Here is a 13,765-nt window from a genome sequence, read left to right as displayed (position 1 = left end):
GCCTTGAGGCCTGCTCGATGAAACTACGTGGCCTGTATGCCATTACCGACAGTCAACTGTTGGCCGGCAAGTTCCTGCCCTATGTGGAAGCGGCACTGGAGGGCGGCGTCACGCTGCTGCAGTACCGCGACAAAAGTTCCGACGAAGCCCGCCGGCTGCGCGAAGCCGAAGCCCTGCGGACCTTGTGTGAGCGTTACAACGCCCAGTTGATCATCAATGACGATGCCGAACTGGCCGCACGTCTTGGCGTCGGTGTCCATCTGGGGCAGACCGACGGCCCACTGACTCCGGCCCGGGCTCTGCTCGGGCGCAAGGCGATCATCGGCTCGACCTGCCACGCGCAGCTCGAACTCGCCGAACAAGCCGCCAAGGAAGGTGCCAGCTATGTCGCCTTCGGCCGCTTCTTCAACTCCAACACCAAGCCCGGCGCGCCGGCGGCCACTCTCGAGTTGCTCGACCAGGCCCGCAGCAAATTGCACTTGCCGATCTGCGTGATCGGCGGCATCACCCTGGAAAACGCCGCCCCGCTGGTGGCCCATGGCGCCGACCTGCTGGCCGTGGTCCACGGCCTGTTCGGTGCCGCGACCACCCAGGAAGTGACGCAGCGCGCGCGCGCCTTCAAAGCCCTGCTTGATATCTAAATAGCCGAATCCTGATTCAGAGAGCCCATCATGTCTCGTTCCGAAACCCTGTTTGCCAATGCCCAGAAACACATTCCCGGCGGCGTGAACTCGCCCGTTCGTGCCTTCAAGAGCGTCGGTGGCACCCCGCTGTTCTTCAAGCACGCCGAAGGTGCCTACGTAACGGACGAAGATGACAAACGCTACGTCGACTACGTCGGCTCCTGGGGTCCGATGATCCTCGGCCATAGCCACCCGCATGTGCTCGACGCGGTGCGCAAGCAGCTCGAACACGGGCTGTCCTATGGCGCGCCGACTGAAATGGAAACCCAGATGGCCGATCTGGTCTGCTCCATCGTGCCCTCGATGGAAATGGTCCGCATGGTCAGCTCCGGCACTGAAGCGACCATGAGCGCGATTCGCCTGGCCCGTGGTTTCACCGGCCGCGACAGCATCATCAAGTTCGAAGGTTGCTACCACGGTCACTCCGACAGCCTGCTGGTCAAGGCTGGCTCCGGCGCGCTGACCCAAGGCGTTCCCAGCTCTGCCGGGGTACCCGCCGCATTCGCCAGACACACCCTGACCTTGCCGTTCAACGACATCGGCGCCGTCGAGCAGATGCTCAGCGAAGTCGGTCAGGAAGTGGCCTGCATCATCGTCGAGCCAGTGGCCGGCAACATGAACTGCGTGCCACCGGCACCGGGTTTCCTCGAAGGCCTGCGCACCCTCTGCGACAAACACGGCGTGGTGCTGATTTTCGACGAAGTCATGACTGGCTTCCGCGTTGCCCTGGGTGGCGCCCAAGCCCACTACGGCGTTACCCCGGACCTGAGCACCTTCGGCAAGATCATTGGCGGCGGCATGCCGGTTGGCTGTTTCGGTGGCAAACGCGAAATCATGTCGCACATTGCCCCCTTGGGCCCGGTTTACCAGGCCGGTACGCTGTCCGGCAACCCGTTGGCCATGGCTGCGGGCCTGACCACCCTGCGCCTGATCAGCCGTCCGGGCTTCCACGCCGAGCTGAGCGACTACACCAGTCGCCTGCTCGACGGCCTGCAACAGCGTGCCGACGCGGCCGGTATTCCGTTCGTGACCACCCAGGCCGGCGGCATGTTCGGCCTGTACTTCAGTGGCGCTGACGACATTGTCACCTTCGATGATGTCATGGCCAGCGACGCCGACCTGTTCAAACGCTTCTTCCACCTGATGCTCGAGGGTGGCGTGTACCTGGCACCCAGCGCCTTTGAAGCCGGCTTCACCTCGATCGCCCATGGCGATGCCGAGCTGCAACTGACTCTCGATGCTGCCGAACGCGCTTTTGCCGCACTGAAGTAAGCCCCTCCAGACTGATGCCGGTGGACACCGGCGTCAGTTTTGTCTCCTGCCACAGCCGATTTTCCTCCCGCGTACCGGCAAAATCCCCGAAAGCGGCAGATATAATCCCCGCGCAGCAGAAAAACGAGTAAAGACTTTGTAAGGTTGCCCCTGCTTATTTCATAATGCGCGCTTATTGGATCCCCCAGTGGATCCACGCGCCCCTCAGAGGTAAGTCGATTCCCATGAACCGCACCGGCCGCGCCCTTGCATTGGGCTGCCTGTTGCTCCTTCAGCCCCTGCTCGCGCATGCACAAGCAGGCGGCAACTCGTTGTTGATCCCAGCGATGGGTCGTTGCACCCTCAATACTCAGCCGCAAGACCTGGCCGAGGCGCTCGCCGCCTGCCAACAAGCAGCGGATGCCGGGGATGCACAGGCACAATACGAGTTGGGCGAATTCTATTACGCCGGAAAAAATACCCCGCGCAACCTCAATCAAGCCCTGAATTACTTCGAGAAAGCCTCTCTGCAAGGCCACGCCCAAGCGCAATTCAAGCTCGGCAGCATGTTTTTCCATGGCGAAGGTGTGCCGGCCAATAACGTCCAGGCCTATATCGTGCTGAAGATGGCGGCGGTCAATGGCGCCGAAGATGCGCTGGACACCGCCGACGAAGTCGCCGAGCACATGCAGCGCGACGAGCTGGAAGTCGCGACCCAGGTGCTGGGACAGATTTTCCGCAAGTACCTGTTGGAATTGCAAAGCGCCGACGGGCGTTCGCCATTTGCGCCGTTGCCTTGAATTCTAGCTGGCCGAAAGCCTGGTGAGCTTTTGTGGCGAGGGGGCTTGTCGGAACGCCGCATCGCCCCGTTCGGCTGCGCAGCAGTCGTAAAATCGGTTAATGCGGTGCCAGATAAAAATCGGTCGCAGGTTTCAGGACCGCTTCGCGCTCCAGCGGGGGCAAGCCCCCTCGCCACAGAAAGCGCCCTTGCCACAGAGAGCCCCGCTCACCACAAAGTACTGAGCGTTACTTTTCCGGCATCGGCATCGGGAACGGCATGACATTGCTCATACCGCGGGCTTCGGTGATCTTCGGTGTACCCAGTCGCTCGACTTCGTCGATGCGCACGATCGAATGCATCGGCACAAAACTGCGGACCACGCCTTCGAATTGCGCCTTGAGCTTTTCTTCGCCGGGGTCGACAACCAGCTGTGTGCGCTCGCCAAAGACGAACTCTTCCACTTCCAGGAAACCCCACAGATCGCTTTGATAGATCTGCTTGGCGTACATTTCGAACACCTGGCCTTGGTTGAGGAAAATCACCTTGTAGATTGGAGCTTCACGTTTGGTCATGGTGGGAGGGCAACAAATCGGGGGATATATATGAGGTCGCGAACTATAGCATAGCTACCCGATGCACAACGCTAGGAACCTCGGGTGATGACCACTATAATGCGCGGTTCTTTGAATCACTTGATGACCCCTCCATGGCCAAGAAGCTTTACATCGAAACCCACGGTTGCCAGATGAACGAGTACGACAGCTCGCGCATGGTTGATCTGCTGGGTGAACATCAGGCCCTGGAAGTCACCGCCCGCGCCGAAGACGCGGACGTCATCCTGCTCAACACCTGTTCGATCCGCGAACGCGCGCAGGATCGGGTGTACTCCCAGCTCGGCCGTTGGCGCGAATTGAAACTGGCCAACCCGGACATGGTAATCGCCGTCGGCGGTTGCGTGGCCAGCCAGGAAGGCGCGGCGATCCGCGACCGCGCGCCGTATGTCGACGTGGTGTTCGGCCCGCAAACCTTGCACCGCCTGCCGGAAATGATCGACGCCGCGCGCCTGACCAAGCTGCCGCAGGTCGACGTCTCGTTCCCGGAAATCGAAAAATTCGACCACCTGCCGGAACCGCGCATCGATGGCCCGAGCGCCTACGTCTCGGTCATGGAAGGTTGCAGCAAGTACTGCACGTTCTGCGTGGTGCCTTACACTCGCGGTGAAGAAGTCAGCCGACCGTTCGACGATGTGCTCGCGGAAATCATTCACCTGGCTGAAAACGGTGTGCGCGAAGTCACCCTGCTCGGCCAGAACGTCAACGGCTACCGCGGCCAGACCCATGATGGTCGCCTGGCGGACCTCGCCGAGCTGATCCGGGTGGTTGCCGCCGTCGACGGCATCGAGCGCATCCGCTACACCACCTCGCACCCGCTGGAATTCTCCGACAGCCTGATCCAGGCCCACGCCGAAGTACCGGAACTGGTCAAACACCTGCATTTGCCGGTGCAATCGGGCTCGGATCGTATTCTGGCAGCGATGAAGCGCAATCACACGGCACTGGAATACAAGTCCAAGCTGCGCAAGCTGCGAGCCGCGGTACCGGGGATCTGCATCAGCTCGGACTTCATCGTCGGCTTCCCCGGCGAGACCGAAAAAGACTTCCAGCAGACCATGAAACTGATCGAAGACGTCGGCTTCGACTTTTCCTACTCCTTCGTCTACAGCCAGCGCCCGGGCACCCCGGCAGCCGATTTGCCCGACGAAACACCGGAAGAACTGAAAAAAGAACGCCTGAATGCTTTGCAACATCGACTCAACCAGCAAGGCTTTGAGATCAGCCGACAAATGGTCGGCTCGATCCAGCGCATTCTGGTGACCGATTATTCGAAGAAAGACCCGGGCGAATTGCAGGGGCGGACCGAGAATAATCGTATCGTCAACTTCCGCTGCGACAATCCGCAACTGATCGGACAATTCGCCGACGTGCATATCGATGCCGCACAACCGCACTCGCTGCGCGGTTCTTTGCTGCAATAAATGTCGGCACGGGCTTTCTGTGGCGAGGGGGCTTGCCCCCGCCGGCCGGTCCGCGCTCGGGCGCAGCAGTCGTAAAACCGTCGAACTCGGTCCACCTGAAAGCATGCGGCGCTCCATTTGGGACCGCTTCGCGCTCCAGCGGGGGCAAGCCCCCTCGCCACAGGTGTATCGTCGAAACACAGCAAGTTGTTTAAGAGCTTTCGCACCCGGCCCACTGGCGCTATCCTTGATTTCATCTTAATTGCCCCAGGGCGGCTAAAAACGACCTTGAACGCACCCATCGAACCACATCGCTTTATCCTCGAGCCCTTTGAGGCTCGCCGTTTCGCCAATCTGTGCGGGCAGCTCGACGAGCATTTGCGCTTGATCGAACAACGCCTGGCGATCGAAATCCGCAACCGCGGAAACCAGTTCGAGCTGATTGGCGAACCCAAACACACCACCTCCGCGGAAAACCTTCTGCGCCGCCTGTATCGGGAAACCAAAAGTACCGAGCTGTCGCCGGACGTGGTTCACCTGTTCCTGCAGGAATCGGCCGTGGAAGAACTGGACAGCCACCTGGCCGCCGAGCCCGCCGTCGCATTGCGCACCAAAAAAGGCATGATTCGCCCTCGCGGCTTGAATCAGCAGCGCTACGTGAAGGAAATTCTCGGTAACGATATCAACTTCGGCATCGGCCCCGCCGGTACCGGCAAGACCTATCTGGCGGTTGCCTGTGCGGTAGACGCATTGGAGCGTGAGCAAGTCCGCCGCATCCTGCTGGTGCGCCCAGCGGTTGAAGCCGGCGAAAAGCTCGGCTTCCTGCCCGGTGACCTGGCACAGAAAGTCGATCCGTACCTGCGCCCGCTGTATGACGCACTGTACGAAATGCTCGGTTTCGAACACGTCGCCAAACTGATCGAACGTCAGGTCATCGAGATCGCGCCGCTGGCCTATATGCGCGGACGAACGCTGAACAACAGCTTCATCATCCTCGACGAAAGCCAGAACACCACCGTCGAGCAGATGAAAATGTTTCTGACGCGGATCGGCTTCGGCTCCACAGCCGTCATCACCGGTGACATCACCCAGGTCGACTTGCCAAAAGGCACGCGCTCGGGGCTGTCCCATGTGATCGATGTGCTCAAGGGTGTGCCAGGCATCAGCTTCACGCACTTCATGCCCAAGGACGTGGTGCGCCATCCATTGGTGCAGCAGATTGTCGAAGCCTACGAGCGCTTCGAGAATCGCGTCGACGACGAATCGACCCGGCTCTCTACCGCCAGGGACACTCGCCGCGATGCTTGAGCTTGATCTGCAACTTGAAAGCCAAATGCCCGCTCCCAGCGAAGCCGAATTCCGCCACTGGTGCGAACTGGCCCTGCGCCAGCGCACTGCCGACTCGGAACTGACCATTCGCCTGGTCGACGAACCCGAAGGCCGTGAACTGAACCACACCTGGCGGCATAAGGATTACGCCACCAACGTGCTGTCCTTCCCGGCCGATGTGCCCGATGAATTGCTGGACATCCCGCTGCTCGGCGATCTGGTGATCTGCGTACCGGTAGTCGAGCGCGAAGCCGCCGAACAAGGCAAGGCACTCGACGCACACTGGGCACATCTGGTCATTCACGGCTGCTTGCATCTGCTGGGTTACGACCACATAGATGACGATGAAGCCGAAGAAATGGAAGCACTGGAACGAACGTTGCTTGCCGAGCTGGGTCATCCCGACCCTTATGCGGACGACGAAACCGATTCCTCACCCACTGATACAACAAAGGATTCAGAGTAATCGCTATGAGCGAAGATCGATCGAGCAACGGGCAAAAGTCCTGGCTGGGTAAACTCACCCAAGCTTTTGCCCACGAGCCGAAAAACCGTCAGGAGCTTCTGGAGCTGCTGCGCGAAGCCCATCAGAACAAATTGCTGGACAGCGAAGCGCTGGCCATCGTCGAAGGCGCCATCCAGGTCGCGGACCTGCAAGTACGGGACATCATGGTTCCGCGCTCGCAGATGATCAGCATCAAGGCGACTCAGACACCCCGCGAATTTCTACCGGCGGTCATCGATTCCGCGCACTCGCGCTACCCGGTGATCGGTGAAAGCCACGACGACGTCATGGGCGTCCTGCTGGCCAAGGATTTGCTACCGCTGATCCTCAAGGAAAACGGTGACTGCTTCAACGTCAGGGATTTACTGCGTCCGGCGACCTTTGTCCCCGAGTCCAAGCGCCTGAACGTGTTGCTGCGCGAATTCCGCGCCAACCATAACCATATGGCCATCGTCATCGACGAATACGGCGGTGTGGCGGGTCTGGTAACCATTGAAGACGTACTGGAACAGATAGTCGGCGACATCGAAGACGAACACGACGTCGAGGAAGACAGCTACATCAAGCCACTGCCCAGCGGTGACTTCCTGATCAAGGCACTGACTCCGATCGAGAACTTCAACGAGTTCTTCAGCAGCGAGTTCTCCGACGATGAATTCGACACGGTCGGCGGCCTGGTGATGAGCGCGTTCGGGCACCTGCCCAAACGTAACGAAATCACCGAGATCGGTCCCTATCGCTTCCGCATCCTGAACGCCGATAGCCGGCGGATTCACCTGCTGCGCCTGACACCCATATCCCGTTAAGGATCGACATGCTGCGCTTAACCCGTCCCGGCTGGCCCGGTAATCTGCTGGCCGTGGCGGCCGGTGCGCTCACTACCCTGACACTGGCACCGTACAATATCTGGCCACTGGCGCTGCTCGCACTGGGGATCTTCTACGCCGGCTTGCGCGATCTGACCCCACGCCAGGCGCTGGGTCGTGGCTGGTGCTATGGCTTCGGCCTGTTTGCCTCCGGCACCAGCTGGATCTACGTCAGCATCCACACCTACGGCGGCGCTTCGGCCTTGCTCGCCGGCCTGCTGATGTTTGCCTTCTTTGCCGCCATCGCCTGGTTCTTTGCCCTGCCCGCCTGGATTTGGGCACGCTGGCTGCGGCGCAACGAAGCGCCCCTGGCCGACGCCCTGGCCTTTGCCGCCCTATGGCTGGCCCAGGAAGCCTTCCGCGGCTGGTTTCTCACTGGCTTCCCCTGGCTGTACTCCGGTTACAGCCAGCTCGACGGGCCTCTCGCGGGCCTCGCACCACTGGGTGGCATGTGGCTGATTTCCTTCACCCTGGCCCTGACTGCGGCGCTGCTGTACAACTTGCCGCGACTGGTTCGCAGCGGACGCAAGTCGTTCGTCGCCGCAGGTCTGCTGTTGTTGGTCGCGCCCTGGGGCATTGGCCTGGCACTCAAGGGCCACGCCTGGACCAGCCCCTCCGGCGACCCGCTATCCGTCGCGGCGATCCAGGGCAATATCGAACAAAACATGAAGTGGGACCCGGAGCAGTTGAACTCGCAACTGGCGCTCTACCGCGACATGAGTTTCAGCTCCAAGCGTGTCGACTTGCTGATCTGGCCAGAGACGGCGATCCCGGTGTTGAAAGAATCGGCCGAAGGCTACCTGAGCATGCTCGGCAACTTCGCCGCAGAGCGCGATTCCGCACTGATCACCGGGGTACCGATCCGCCAGGTGGTACATAAGGAAAAACGCTATTTCAATGGCATCACCGTGGTCGGCGAAGGCGATGGCACTTACCTGAAACAGAAACTGGTGCCGTTTGGCGAATACGTACCGCTGCAGGATCTGCTGCGCGGACTGATCGCCTTTTTCGACTTGCCGATGTCGGACTTCGCACGCGGTCCGGCCGATCAGCCATTGCTGCAAGCCAAGGGCTACCAGATTGCGCCGTTCATCTGCTATGAAGTGGTTTACCCGGAGTTCGCCGCCAGCCTTTCGGCCCGCAGCGACCTGCTGCTGACCATCAGCAACGATACCTGGTTCGGCACCTCCATCGGCCCGCTGCAACACTTGCAGATGGCCCAGATGCGCGCGCTGGAAGCCGGACGCTGGATGATTCGTGCCACCAATAACGGCGTCACAGGCTTGATCGACCCGTTCGGCAAGATCACCGTGCAGATCCCACAGTTCCAGCGTGGGATTCTCTACGGCGAAGTGGTGCCGATGCACAACCTGACGCCCTACCTGCAATGGCGCTCGTGGCCGCTGATCATTGTCTGTGTGCTGCTGTTTGGCTGGGCGCTGCTGGCCAGCCGAATGGCCAAGACGGTTTAGGGGTGCCGCAAAAGATCGCAGCCTCGCGTAGGAGCTGTCGAGCAACGCGAGGCTGCGATCCTTTGATTTAACGGTAAAACAACGAATACCCGACCTGCCCCACCGCCTCATTCAGCAACTGCCCCGATTGCCAGATCGACTTGAACTCTGGCATCCAGCCACCCAGTGGCCGGGCGTTATCCCCGCCTAAAAAACCTACCGGCGCCGCGACAACAGTGAAACCTGCCCGCTCGAAACTCCATACCGAGCGCGGCGTGTGCGCCGCCTGAGTGACCACCACCACTCGCTTGATGCCCAATGGCTGAAGCACTTCGGCGGTGAACCGAGCGTTCTCCCAGGTCGTGCGGCTGCGCCCTTCCTGCCACCGGACCGTCACGCCAAAATCGTCCAGCAGCGACTCGGCCATCAGCGCCGCCTCGGTGGGCGGTGTTCCATAATGCAAACCGCCACTGGTCAACACCGGCAGTCCCGAGGCCTTGGCCAGGCGAGCCGCATAGCGCTCGCGCTCCAATCCGATACCGGTCGGTTGATCAGTGCCCCAGGCCGGATCGCCGCGCTCCCGACCCGAGCCCAACAACACAATCGCATCCGCGCGCTCGGCCAGCGTCGCCCATTCGCTACGGGCCAGCGGCGGTTCACGCTCCAGCGCATGGGCGCTCCACTCGACGACAATCGGCAGGCTCATCAGCCAGAAGCCACCCACCCCCAGTACAAAGCACAGCCTCGCCAGACGTGGCCGGGAGCGACGAAACCACCAGGCGAACAAAAGCAGCAGCAATAAAATGCCGGGAGGCAAAAGCAGTTGTTTGACGAAATAGCGAAAAGGCATCGAGCATCTCCATAGATGCTCGAAGCCTAAGGGGGTTGAAGCTATGCAACAATAGTTGCTGAAGGCATTTCCTTCGAAAGCCTTTGATTTTTGATGTCATGCAGAGTGCCCGAAAGGGCTGCATATACTTACTTGAATTGGAGGGACCGGACCTTTACCGCGTCCCCGCTGACTGCCTTGTCCCGCAACCAGATGATCTTGGCCGAACGTGGCGCTTCTTTATGTTTGATAGCTTCCAATACGTTGGAATGCGCTTCACGTTCACTACGGTCCAGATAGGCCTTGATCAACTCGAACTCAGCGTGACTCAAACCACGTAACTCCAACTCGACAGGACGTTCATCGCGTAACCGACCTGCCGTTTTTGCCGCATCCAAGGCCAGACCCAGACGGTCTATCAGCCGTTCGTACAGCTCGGGTTTTGTTACTTTTCGCTGCGACTCAACCATCCGCTCACCTCATTGAAGATAAGACTCACTCCCCCTTTAAGAGCTTAGTCTCGCTGAAGCAACAGGCCTGATGCCGCGACCAACGGCCCGCGCAGGCCCGCTGGTACAATCAGGGTTTCCCACGGCAGAGCGCGGTCATGTATGCTACGGCGCTTCCTGTAACTCCACTTCCAGCTCGACTGGGCACCGAAAACGCCAGATTTGGCGTCATCACCGTCCAGCGTCGCATTGAAGAGGATTAGGCCACCCCTATTCAGTTCAAAAGTAGCCATGCACGAACAATATCAGCCCCGTGAAATCGAAGCCGCCGCCCAGTCATTCTGGGACGAGCAAAAGTCCTTTGAAGTCAGTGAACAGCCAGGCAAGGAGACTTTCTACTGCCTGTCGATGTTCCCTTACCCCAGCGGCAAGCTACACATGGGGCACGTGCGCAACTACACCATCGGCGACGTGATCTCCCGCTACCAGCGCATGCAAGGCAAAAACGTCCTGCAACCCATGGGTTGGGACGCCTTTGGCATGCCGGCGGAAAACGCCGCGATGAAAAACAACGTAGCGCCCGCCAAGTGGACCTACGAAAACATCGCCTACATGAAAACCCAGCTGCGCAGCCTGGGCCTGGCGGTGGACTGGTCCCGCGAGGTGACCACCTGCAAGCCCGATTACTACCGCTGGGAACAATGGCTGTTCACTCGCCTGTTCGAAAAAGGCGTGATCTACCGCAAGAACGGCACCGTCAACTGGGACCCGGTGGACCAGACCGTTCTGGCCAACGAACAGGTGATCGACGGCCGCGGCTGGCGTTCCGGCGCGCTGATCGAGAAGCGCGAAATCCCGATGTACTACTTCAAGATCACCGCCTACGCGGATGAACTGCTGGAGAGTCTCGACGATTTGCCGGGCTGGCCCGAGCAAGTCAAAACCATGCAACGTAACTGGATTGGCAAATCCCGTGGCATGGAAGTGCAGTTCCCTTACGACCAGGCCTCCATTGGCGAAGCCGGCGTACTGAAAGTCTTCACCACCCGTCCGGACACCCTGATGGGCGCGACCTACGTCGCAGTGGCCGCCGAACACCATCTGGCGACCCTGGCAGCAAAAGACCACCCTGAGCTGCAAGCCTTCATTGCCGAATGCAAAGGCGGCAGCGTGGCGGAAGCCGACGTCGCCACTCAAGAGAAGAAAGGCCTGCCGACTTCGCTGTTCGTAGAGCACCCGTTGACCGGTGAAAAACTGCCCGTGTGGGTCGCCAACTATGTGCTCATGCACTACGGCGACGGCGCGGTAATGGCCGTACCGGCGCACGACGAGCGCGATTTCGAATTCGCCAACAAGTACAACCTGCCGATCAAACCTGTAGTGCGCACCAGCGCCGGCGATGAAACGCCTGCTCCGTGGCAGGATGCCTACGGCGAGTATGGCCAGCTGATCAACTCCGGCGAGTTCGACGGCCTGGACTTCTCTGGCGCTTTCGATGCGATCGAAGTGGCGCTGATCAAGAAAAACCTTGGCGCTTCCCGCACCCAGTTCCGTCTGCGCGACTGGGGTATCAGCCGTCAGCGCTACTGGGGCTGCCCGATCCCGATCGTCCACTGCGACAGCTGCGGTGACGTGCCGGTGCCGGAAGACCAACTGCCAGTGGTGCTGCCCGAAGACGTCGTACCCGATGGCGCCGGTTCGCCATTGGCGCGCATGCCCGGGTTCTACGAATGCAGCTGCCCGAAATGCGGCAAGCCGGCCAAGCGCGAAACCGACACCATGGACACCTTTGTCGAGTCGTCCTGGTACTACGCCCGCTACGCCTCGCCACATTACGAGGGTGGCCTGGTCGATCCGGCCGCGGCCAACCACTGGTTGCCCGTCGATCAGTACATCGGCGGTATCGAACACGCGATTCTTCACCTGCTCTATGCACGCTTCTTCCACAAGCTGATGCGTGACGAAGGCCTGGTCAGCTCCAACGAGCCGTTCAAGAACCTGCTGACCCAAGGCATGGTGATCGCCGAGACTTACTACCGTCGCGAAGCCAACGGCAGCCTGACCTGGTTCAACCCGGCGGATGTCGAACTGGAACGCGACAGCAAGGCCAAAATCATCGGCGCCAAGCTGATCAGCGACGGTCTGCCGGTGGAAATCGGTGGCACCGAGAAGATGGCCAAGTCGAAGAACAACGGCGTTGACCCGCAATCGATGATCGACCAGTACGGTGCCGATACCTGCCGACTGTTCATGATGTTCGCCTCGCCGCCGGACATGAGCCTGGAGTGGTCCGACTCCGGCGTCGAAGGCTCCCATCGCTTCCTCAAGCGCGTCTGGCGCCTGGCGCAAACCCACGTCAGCCAGGGCCTGTCGGGCGCATTGGACCTCGCTTCGCTGAACGACGAACAAAAGGTCATTCGCCGGGCGATCCACCTGGCGATCAAGCAAGCCAGCCAGGATGTCGGCCAGCATCACAAATTCAACACCGCCATTGCCCAGGTGATGACGCTGATGAACGTGCTGGAAAAAGCTCCGCAAGCCACTGGCCAGGACCGCGCGCTGTTGCACGAAGGCCTGGAAACCGTTGCCTTGCTGTTGGCGCCGATCACTCCGCATATCAGCCATGAGCTGTGGCACCAACTGGGTCACAAAGGCGCGGTCATCGATGCCAACTGGCCGGCACTGGACGAAAATGCCTTGGTGCAGGACAGCCTGCAGCTGGTCATTCAAGTGAATGGCAAGCTGCGCGGTCACATCGAAATGCCCGCCAGCGCCAGCCGCGAAGAGGTGGAAGCTGCAGCACGGACCAATGAAAACGTACTGCGCTTCACCGAAGGCCTGACTATTCGCAAGGTGATCGTAGTGCCTGGCAAGCTGGTCAATATCGTCGCTAGCTAATTGGATCAGGCGCCAGGCCCCGGATCTGACGCCGAAAAAAACCTCCAGGGCCGCGATGTCGGCCCACATGGTTTCAAGGGGAGCATCAAGATGATCAAACGCAATCTGCTGGTTATGGGCCTCGCAGTACTGCTGAGCGCCTGCGGCTTCCAGCTGCGCGGCACCGGCACTACCGATCTCGCTATCAGAGAGCTCGACCTGAGTGCCCGTAACGCCTACGGCGAGACCGTCACGCAGCTGCGTCAGGTATTGCAAGGCAGCGGCGTCAAAGTCTATGCCGGCGCGCCGTACAAGCTGACGCTGACCAATGAACAGGAATCCCAGCGCAGCCTCAGTTATGCCGGCGCAGGACGCTCGGCCGAGTATGAGCTGACCACCGTGCTGTATTACGAAATCCAGGGCCACGACAACCTGCCGCTGCTCAGTGACACATTGCAGGTGCAGAAGGTCTTCCTCCACGATGGTAACAACCTGATAGGTTCTGACCAGGAAGCCGCCCAAGTGCGCCAGGAATTGCGTCGCGACCTCGTGCAACGGATGATGCTGCGTCTGCAGCAGCTGAGCCCGGCTCAACTGGATCAACTGCAGCAAACCGCCGATGCCAGAGCCAAGGCCGAGGCCGACGCCCTGAGAGCGGCACAAGAGGCTGAAGCGCAAACGCCTCGCCAGTCGCCTCTGCAGCTGCAGAACCAGTAAGCCTTACGGGGCG

At 60.3% G+C, this 13,765-nt stretch carries 13 protein-coding genes; 10 read left to right on the top strand and 3 right to left on the bottom strand.

Annotation, left to right across the window (positions count from 1 at the left end):
* The first annotated feature begins 17 nt into the window (after nt 1–17).
* The 3 genes from thiE (at nt 18) to AC3IUA_RS03035 (ending at nt 2,734) form a co-directional block, all read left to right on the top strand.
* Entirely contained in the window at nt 18–641 is a 624-nt protein-coding gene (gene thiE, locus AC3IUA_RS03045; protein WP_489359055.1) for a thiamine phosphate synthase, read from the top strand.
* 30 nt (nt 642–671) lie between these two features.
* Nucleotides 672–1,955 carry a glutamate-1-semialdehyde 2,1-aminomutase gene (gene hemL / locus AC3IUA_RS03040; RefSeq protein WP_489359054.1) on the top strand — a complete coding sequence of 428 codons (1,284 nt, stop codon included), beginning with the start codon at nt 672–674 and terminating at the stop codon, nt 1,953–1,955.
* Nucleotides 1,956–2,179: 224 nt separating this feature from the next.
* Nucleotides 2,180–2,734 (top strand): tetratricopeptide repeat protein, encoded by a 555-nt coding sequence (locus AC3IUA_RS03035; protein ID WP_489359053.1) that lies wholly within the window; start codon nt 2,180–2,182, stop codon nt 2,732–2,734.
* Nucleotides 2,735–2,960: 226 nt separating this feature from the next.
* Here the strand turns inward: AC3IUA_RS03035 and AC3IUA_RS03030 are convergent, their stop codons facing one another.
* A complete protein-coding gene (locus AC3IUA_RS03030; protein WP_419116665.1) occupies nt 2,961–3,287 on the bottom strand; it encodes a DUF1820 family protein in 327 nt (108 codons plus the stop codon).
* 134 nt (nt 3,288–3,421) lie between these two features.
* On the opposite strand from AC3IUA_RS03030, the gene miaB reads away from it, so the two are divergent.
* The 5 genes from miaB (at nt 3,422) to lnt (ending at nt 8,901) form a co-directional block, all read left to right on the top strand.
* Nucleotides 3,422–4,750: a tRNA (N6-isopentenyl adenosine(37)-C2)-methylthiotransferase MiaB gene (gene miaB, locus AC3IUA_RS03025; protein ID WP_489359052.1), complete on the top strand. Its 1,329-nt coding sequence runs from the start codon at nt 3,422–3,424 to the stop codon at nt 4,748–4,750.
* Between the two features lie 267 nt (nt 4,751–5,017).
* The gene (locus AC3IUA_RS03020; RefSeq protein WP_489359051.1) at nt 5,018–6,037 is read left to right on the top strand and encodes a PhoH family protein; all 1,020 of its coding nucleotides are present in this window, start codon (nt 5,018–5,020) and stop codon (nt 6,035–6,037) included.
* Nucleotides 6,030–6,524, top strand: coding sequence for an rRNA maturation RNase YbeY (ybeY, locus tag AC3IUA_RS03015; protein WP_489359050.1), 495 nt, complete (start codon nt 6,030–6,032; stop codon nt 6,522–6,524). Before AC3IUA_RS03020 ends, ybeY begins: the two co-directional genes overlap by 8 nt.
* A gap of 5 nt (nt 6,525–6,529) precedes the next feature.
* The gene (locus AC3IUA_RS03010; RefSeq protein WP_489359049.1) at nt 6,530–7,369 is read left to right on the top strand and encodes a CorC family transporter; all 840 of its coding nucleotides are present in this window, start codon (nt 6,530–6,532) and stop codon (nt 7,367–7,369) included.
* 8 nt (nt 7,370–7,377) lie between these two features.
* Entirely contained in the window at nt 7,378–8,901 is a 1,524-nt protein-coding gene (gene lnt, locus AC3IUA_RS03005) for an apolipoprotein N-acyltransferase (protein ID WP_489359048.1), read from the top strand.
* Between the two features lie 67 nt (nt 8,902–8,968).
* Here the strand turns inward: lnt and AC3IUA_RS03000 are convergent, their stop codons facing one another.
* On the bottom strand, nt 8,969–9,730 hold the full coding sequence (locus tag AC3IUA_RS03000) for a YdcF family protein (RefSeq protein ID WP_489359047.1): 762 nt from the start codon (nt 9,728–9,730) through the stop codon (nt 8,969–8,971).
* Nucleotides 9,731–9,858: 128 nt separating this feature from the next.
* Nucleotides 9,859–10,179: a hypothetical protein gene (locus AC3IUA_RS02995; RefSeq protein WP_489359046.1), complete on the bottom strand. Its 321-nt coding sequence runs from the start codon at nt 10,177–10,179 to the stop codon at nt 9,859–9,861.
* A gap of 270 nt (nt 10,180–10,449) precedes the next feature.
* Between AC3IUA_RS02995 and leuS the strand changes: the two genes are divergently transcribed.
* Together leuS and AC3IUA_RS02985 are read left to right on the top strand one after the other, a co-directional pair.
* Nucleotides 10,450–13,056: a leucine--tRNA ligase gene (gene leuS, locus AC3IUA_RS02990; protein WP_489359045.1), complete on the top strand. Its 2,607-nt coding sequence runs from the start codon at nt 10,450–10,452 to the stop codon at nt 13,054–13,056.
* Nucleotides 13,057–13,146: 90 nt separating this feature from the next.
* Complete coding sequence (locus AC3IUA_RS02985) at nt 13,147–13,752, top strand: LPS-assembly lipoprotein LptE (protein WP_489359044.1); 606 nt, start codon at nt 13,147–13,149, stop codon at nt 13,750–13,752.
* Nucleotides 13,753–13,765: the final 13 nt, after the last annotated feature.

The organism is Pseudomonas sp. KH_050 (assembly GCF_057838875.1).
The sequence above is the reverse complement of the archived record's forward strand: the minus strand, read 5'-3'. Positions and strand labels throughout refer to the sequence as shown.

Coding starts and splice junctions, on each gene's coding strand:
- thiE (WP_489359055.1), top strand. CDS start 18: ATGAAACTACGTGGCCTGTATGCCATTACCGACAGTCAACTGTTGGCC.
- hemL (WP_489359054.1), top strand. CDS start 672: ATGTCTCGTTCCGAAACCCTGTTTGCCAATGCCCAGAAACACATTCCC.
- AC3IUA_RS03035 (WP_489359053.1), top strand. CDS start 2,180: ATGAACCGCACCGGCCGCGCCCTTGCATTGGGCTGCCTGTTGCTCCTT.
- AC3IUA_RS03030 (WP_419116665.1), bottom strand. CDS start 3,287: ATGACCAAACGTGAAGCTCCAATCTACAAGGTGATTTTCCTCAACCAA.
- miaB (WP_489359052.1), top strand. CDS start 3,422: ATGGCCAAGAAGCTTTACATCGAAACCCACGGTTGCCAGATGAACGAG.
- ybeY (WP_489359050.1), top strand. CDS start 6,030: ATGCTTGAGCTTGATCTGCAACTTGAAAGCCAAATGCCCGCTCCCAGC.
- AC3IUA_RS03010 (WP_489359049.1), top strand. CDS start 6,530: ATGAGCGAAGATCGATCGAGCAACGGGCAAAAGTCCTGGCTGGGTAAA.
- lnt (WP_489359048.1), top strand. CDS start 7,378: ATGCTGCGCTTAACCCGTCCCGGCTGGCCCGGTAATCTGCTGGCCGTG.
- AC3IUA_RS03000 (WP_489359047.1), bottom strand. CDS start 9,730: ATGCCTTTTCGCTATTTCGTCAAACAACTGCTTTTGCCTCCCGGCATT.
- AC3IUA_RS02995 (WP_489359046.1), bottom strand. CDS start 10,179: ATGGTTGAGTCGCAGCGAAAAGTAACAAAACCCGAGCTGTACGAACGG.
- leuS (WP_489359045.1), top strand. CDS start 10,450: ATGCACGAACAATATCAGCCCCGTGAAATCGAAGCCGCCGCCCAGTCA.
- AC3IUA_RS02985 (WP_489359044.1), top strand. CDS start 13,147: ATGATCAAACGCAATCTGCTGGTTATGGGCCTCGCAGTACTGCTGAGC.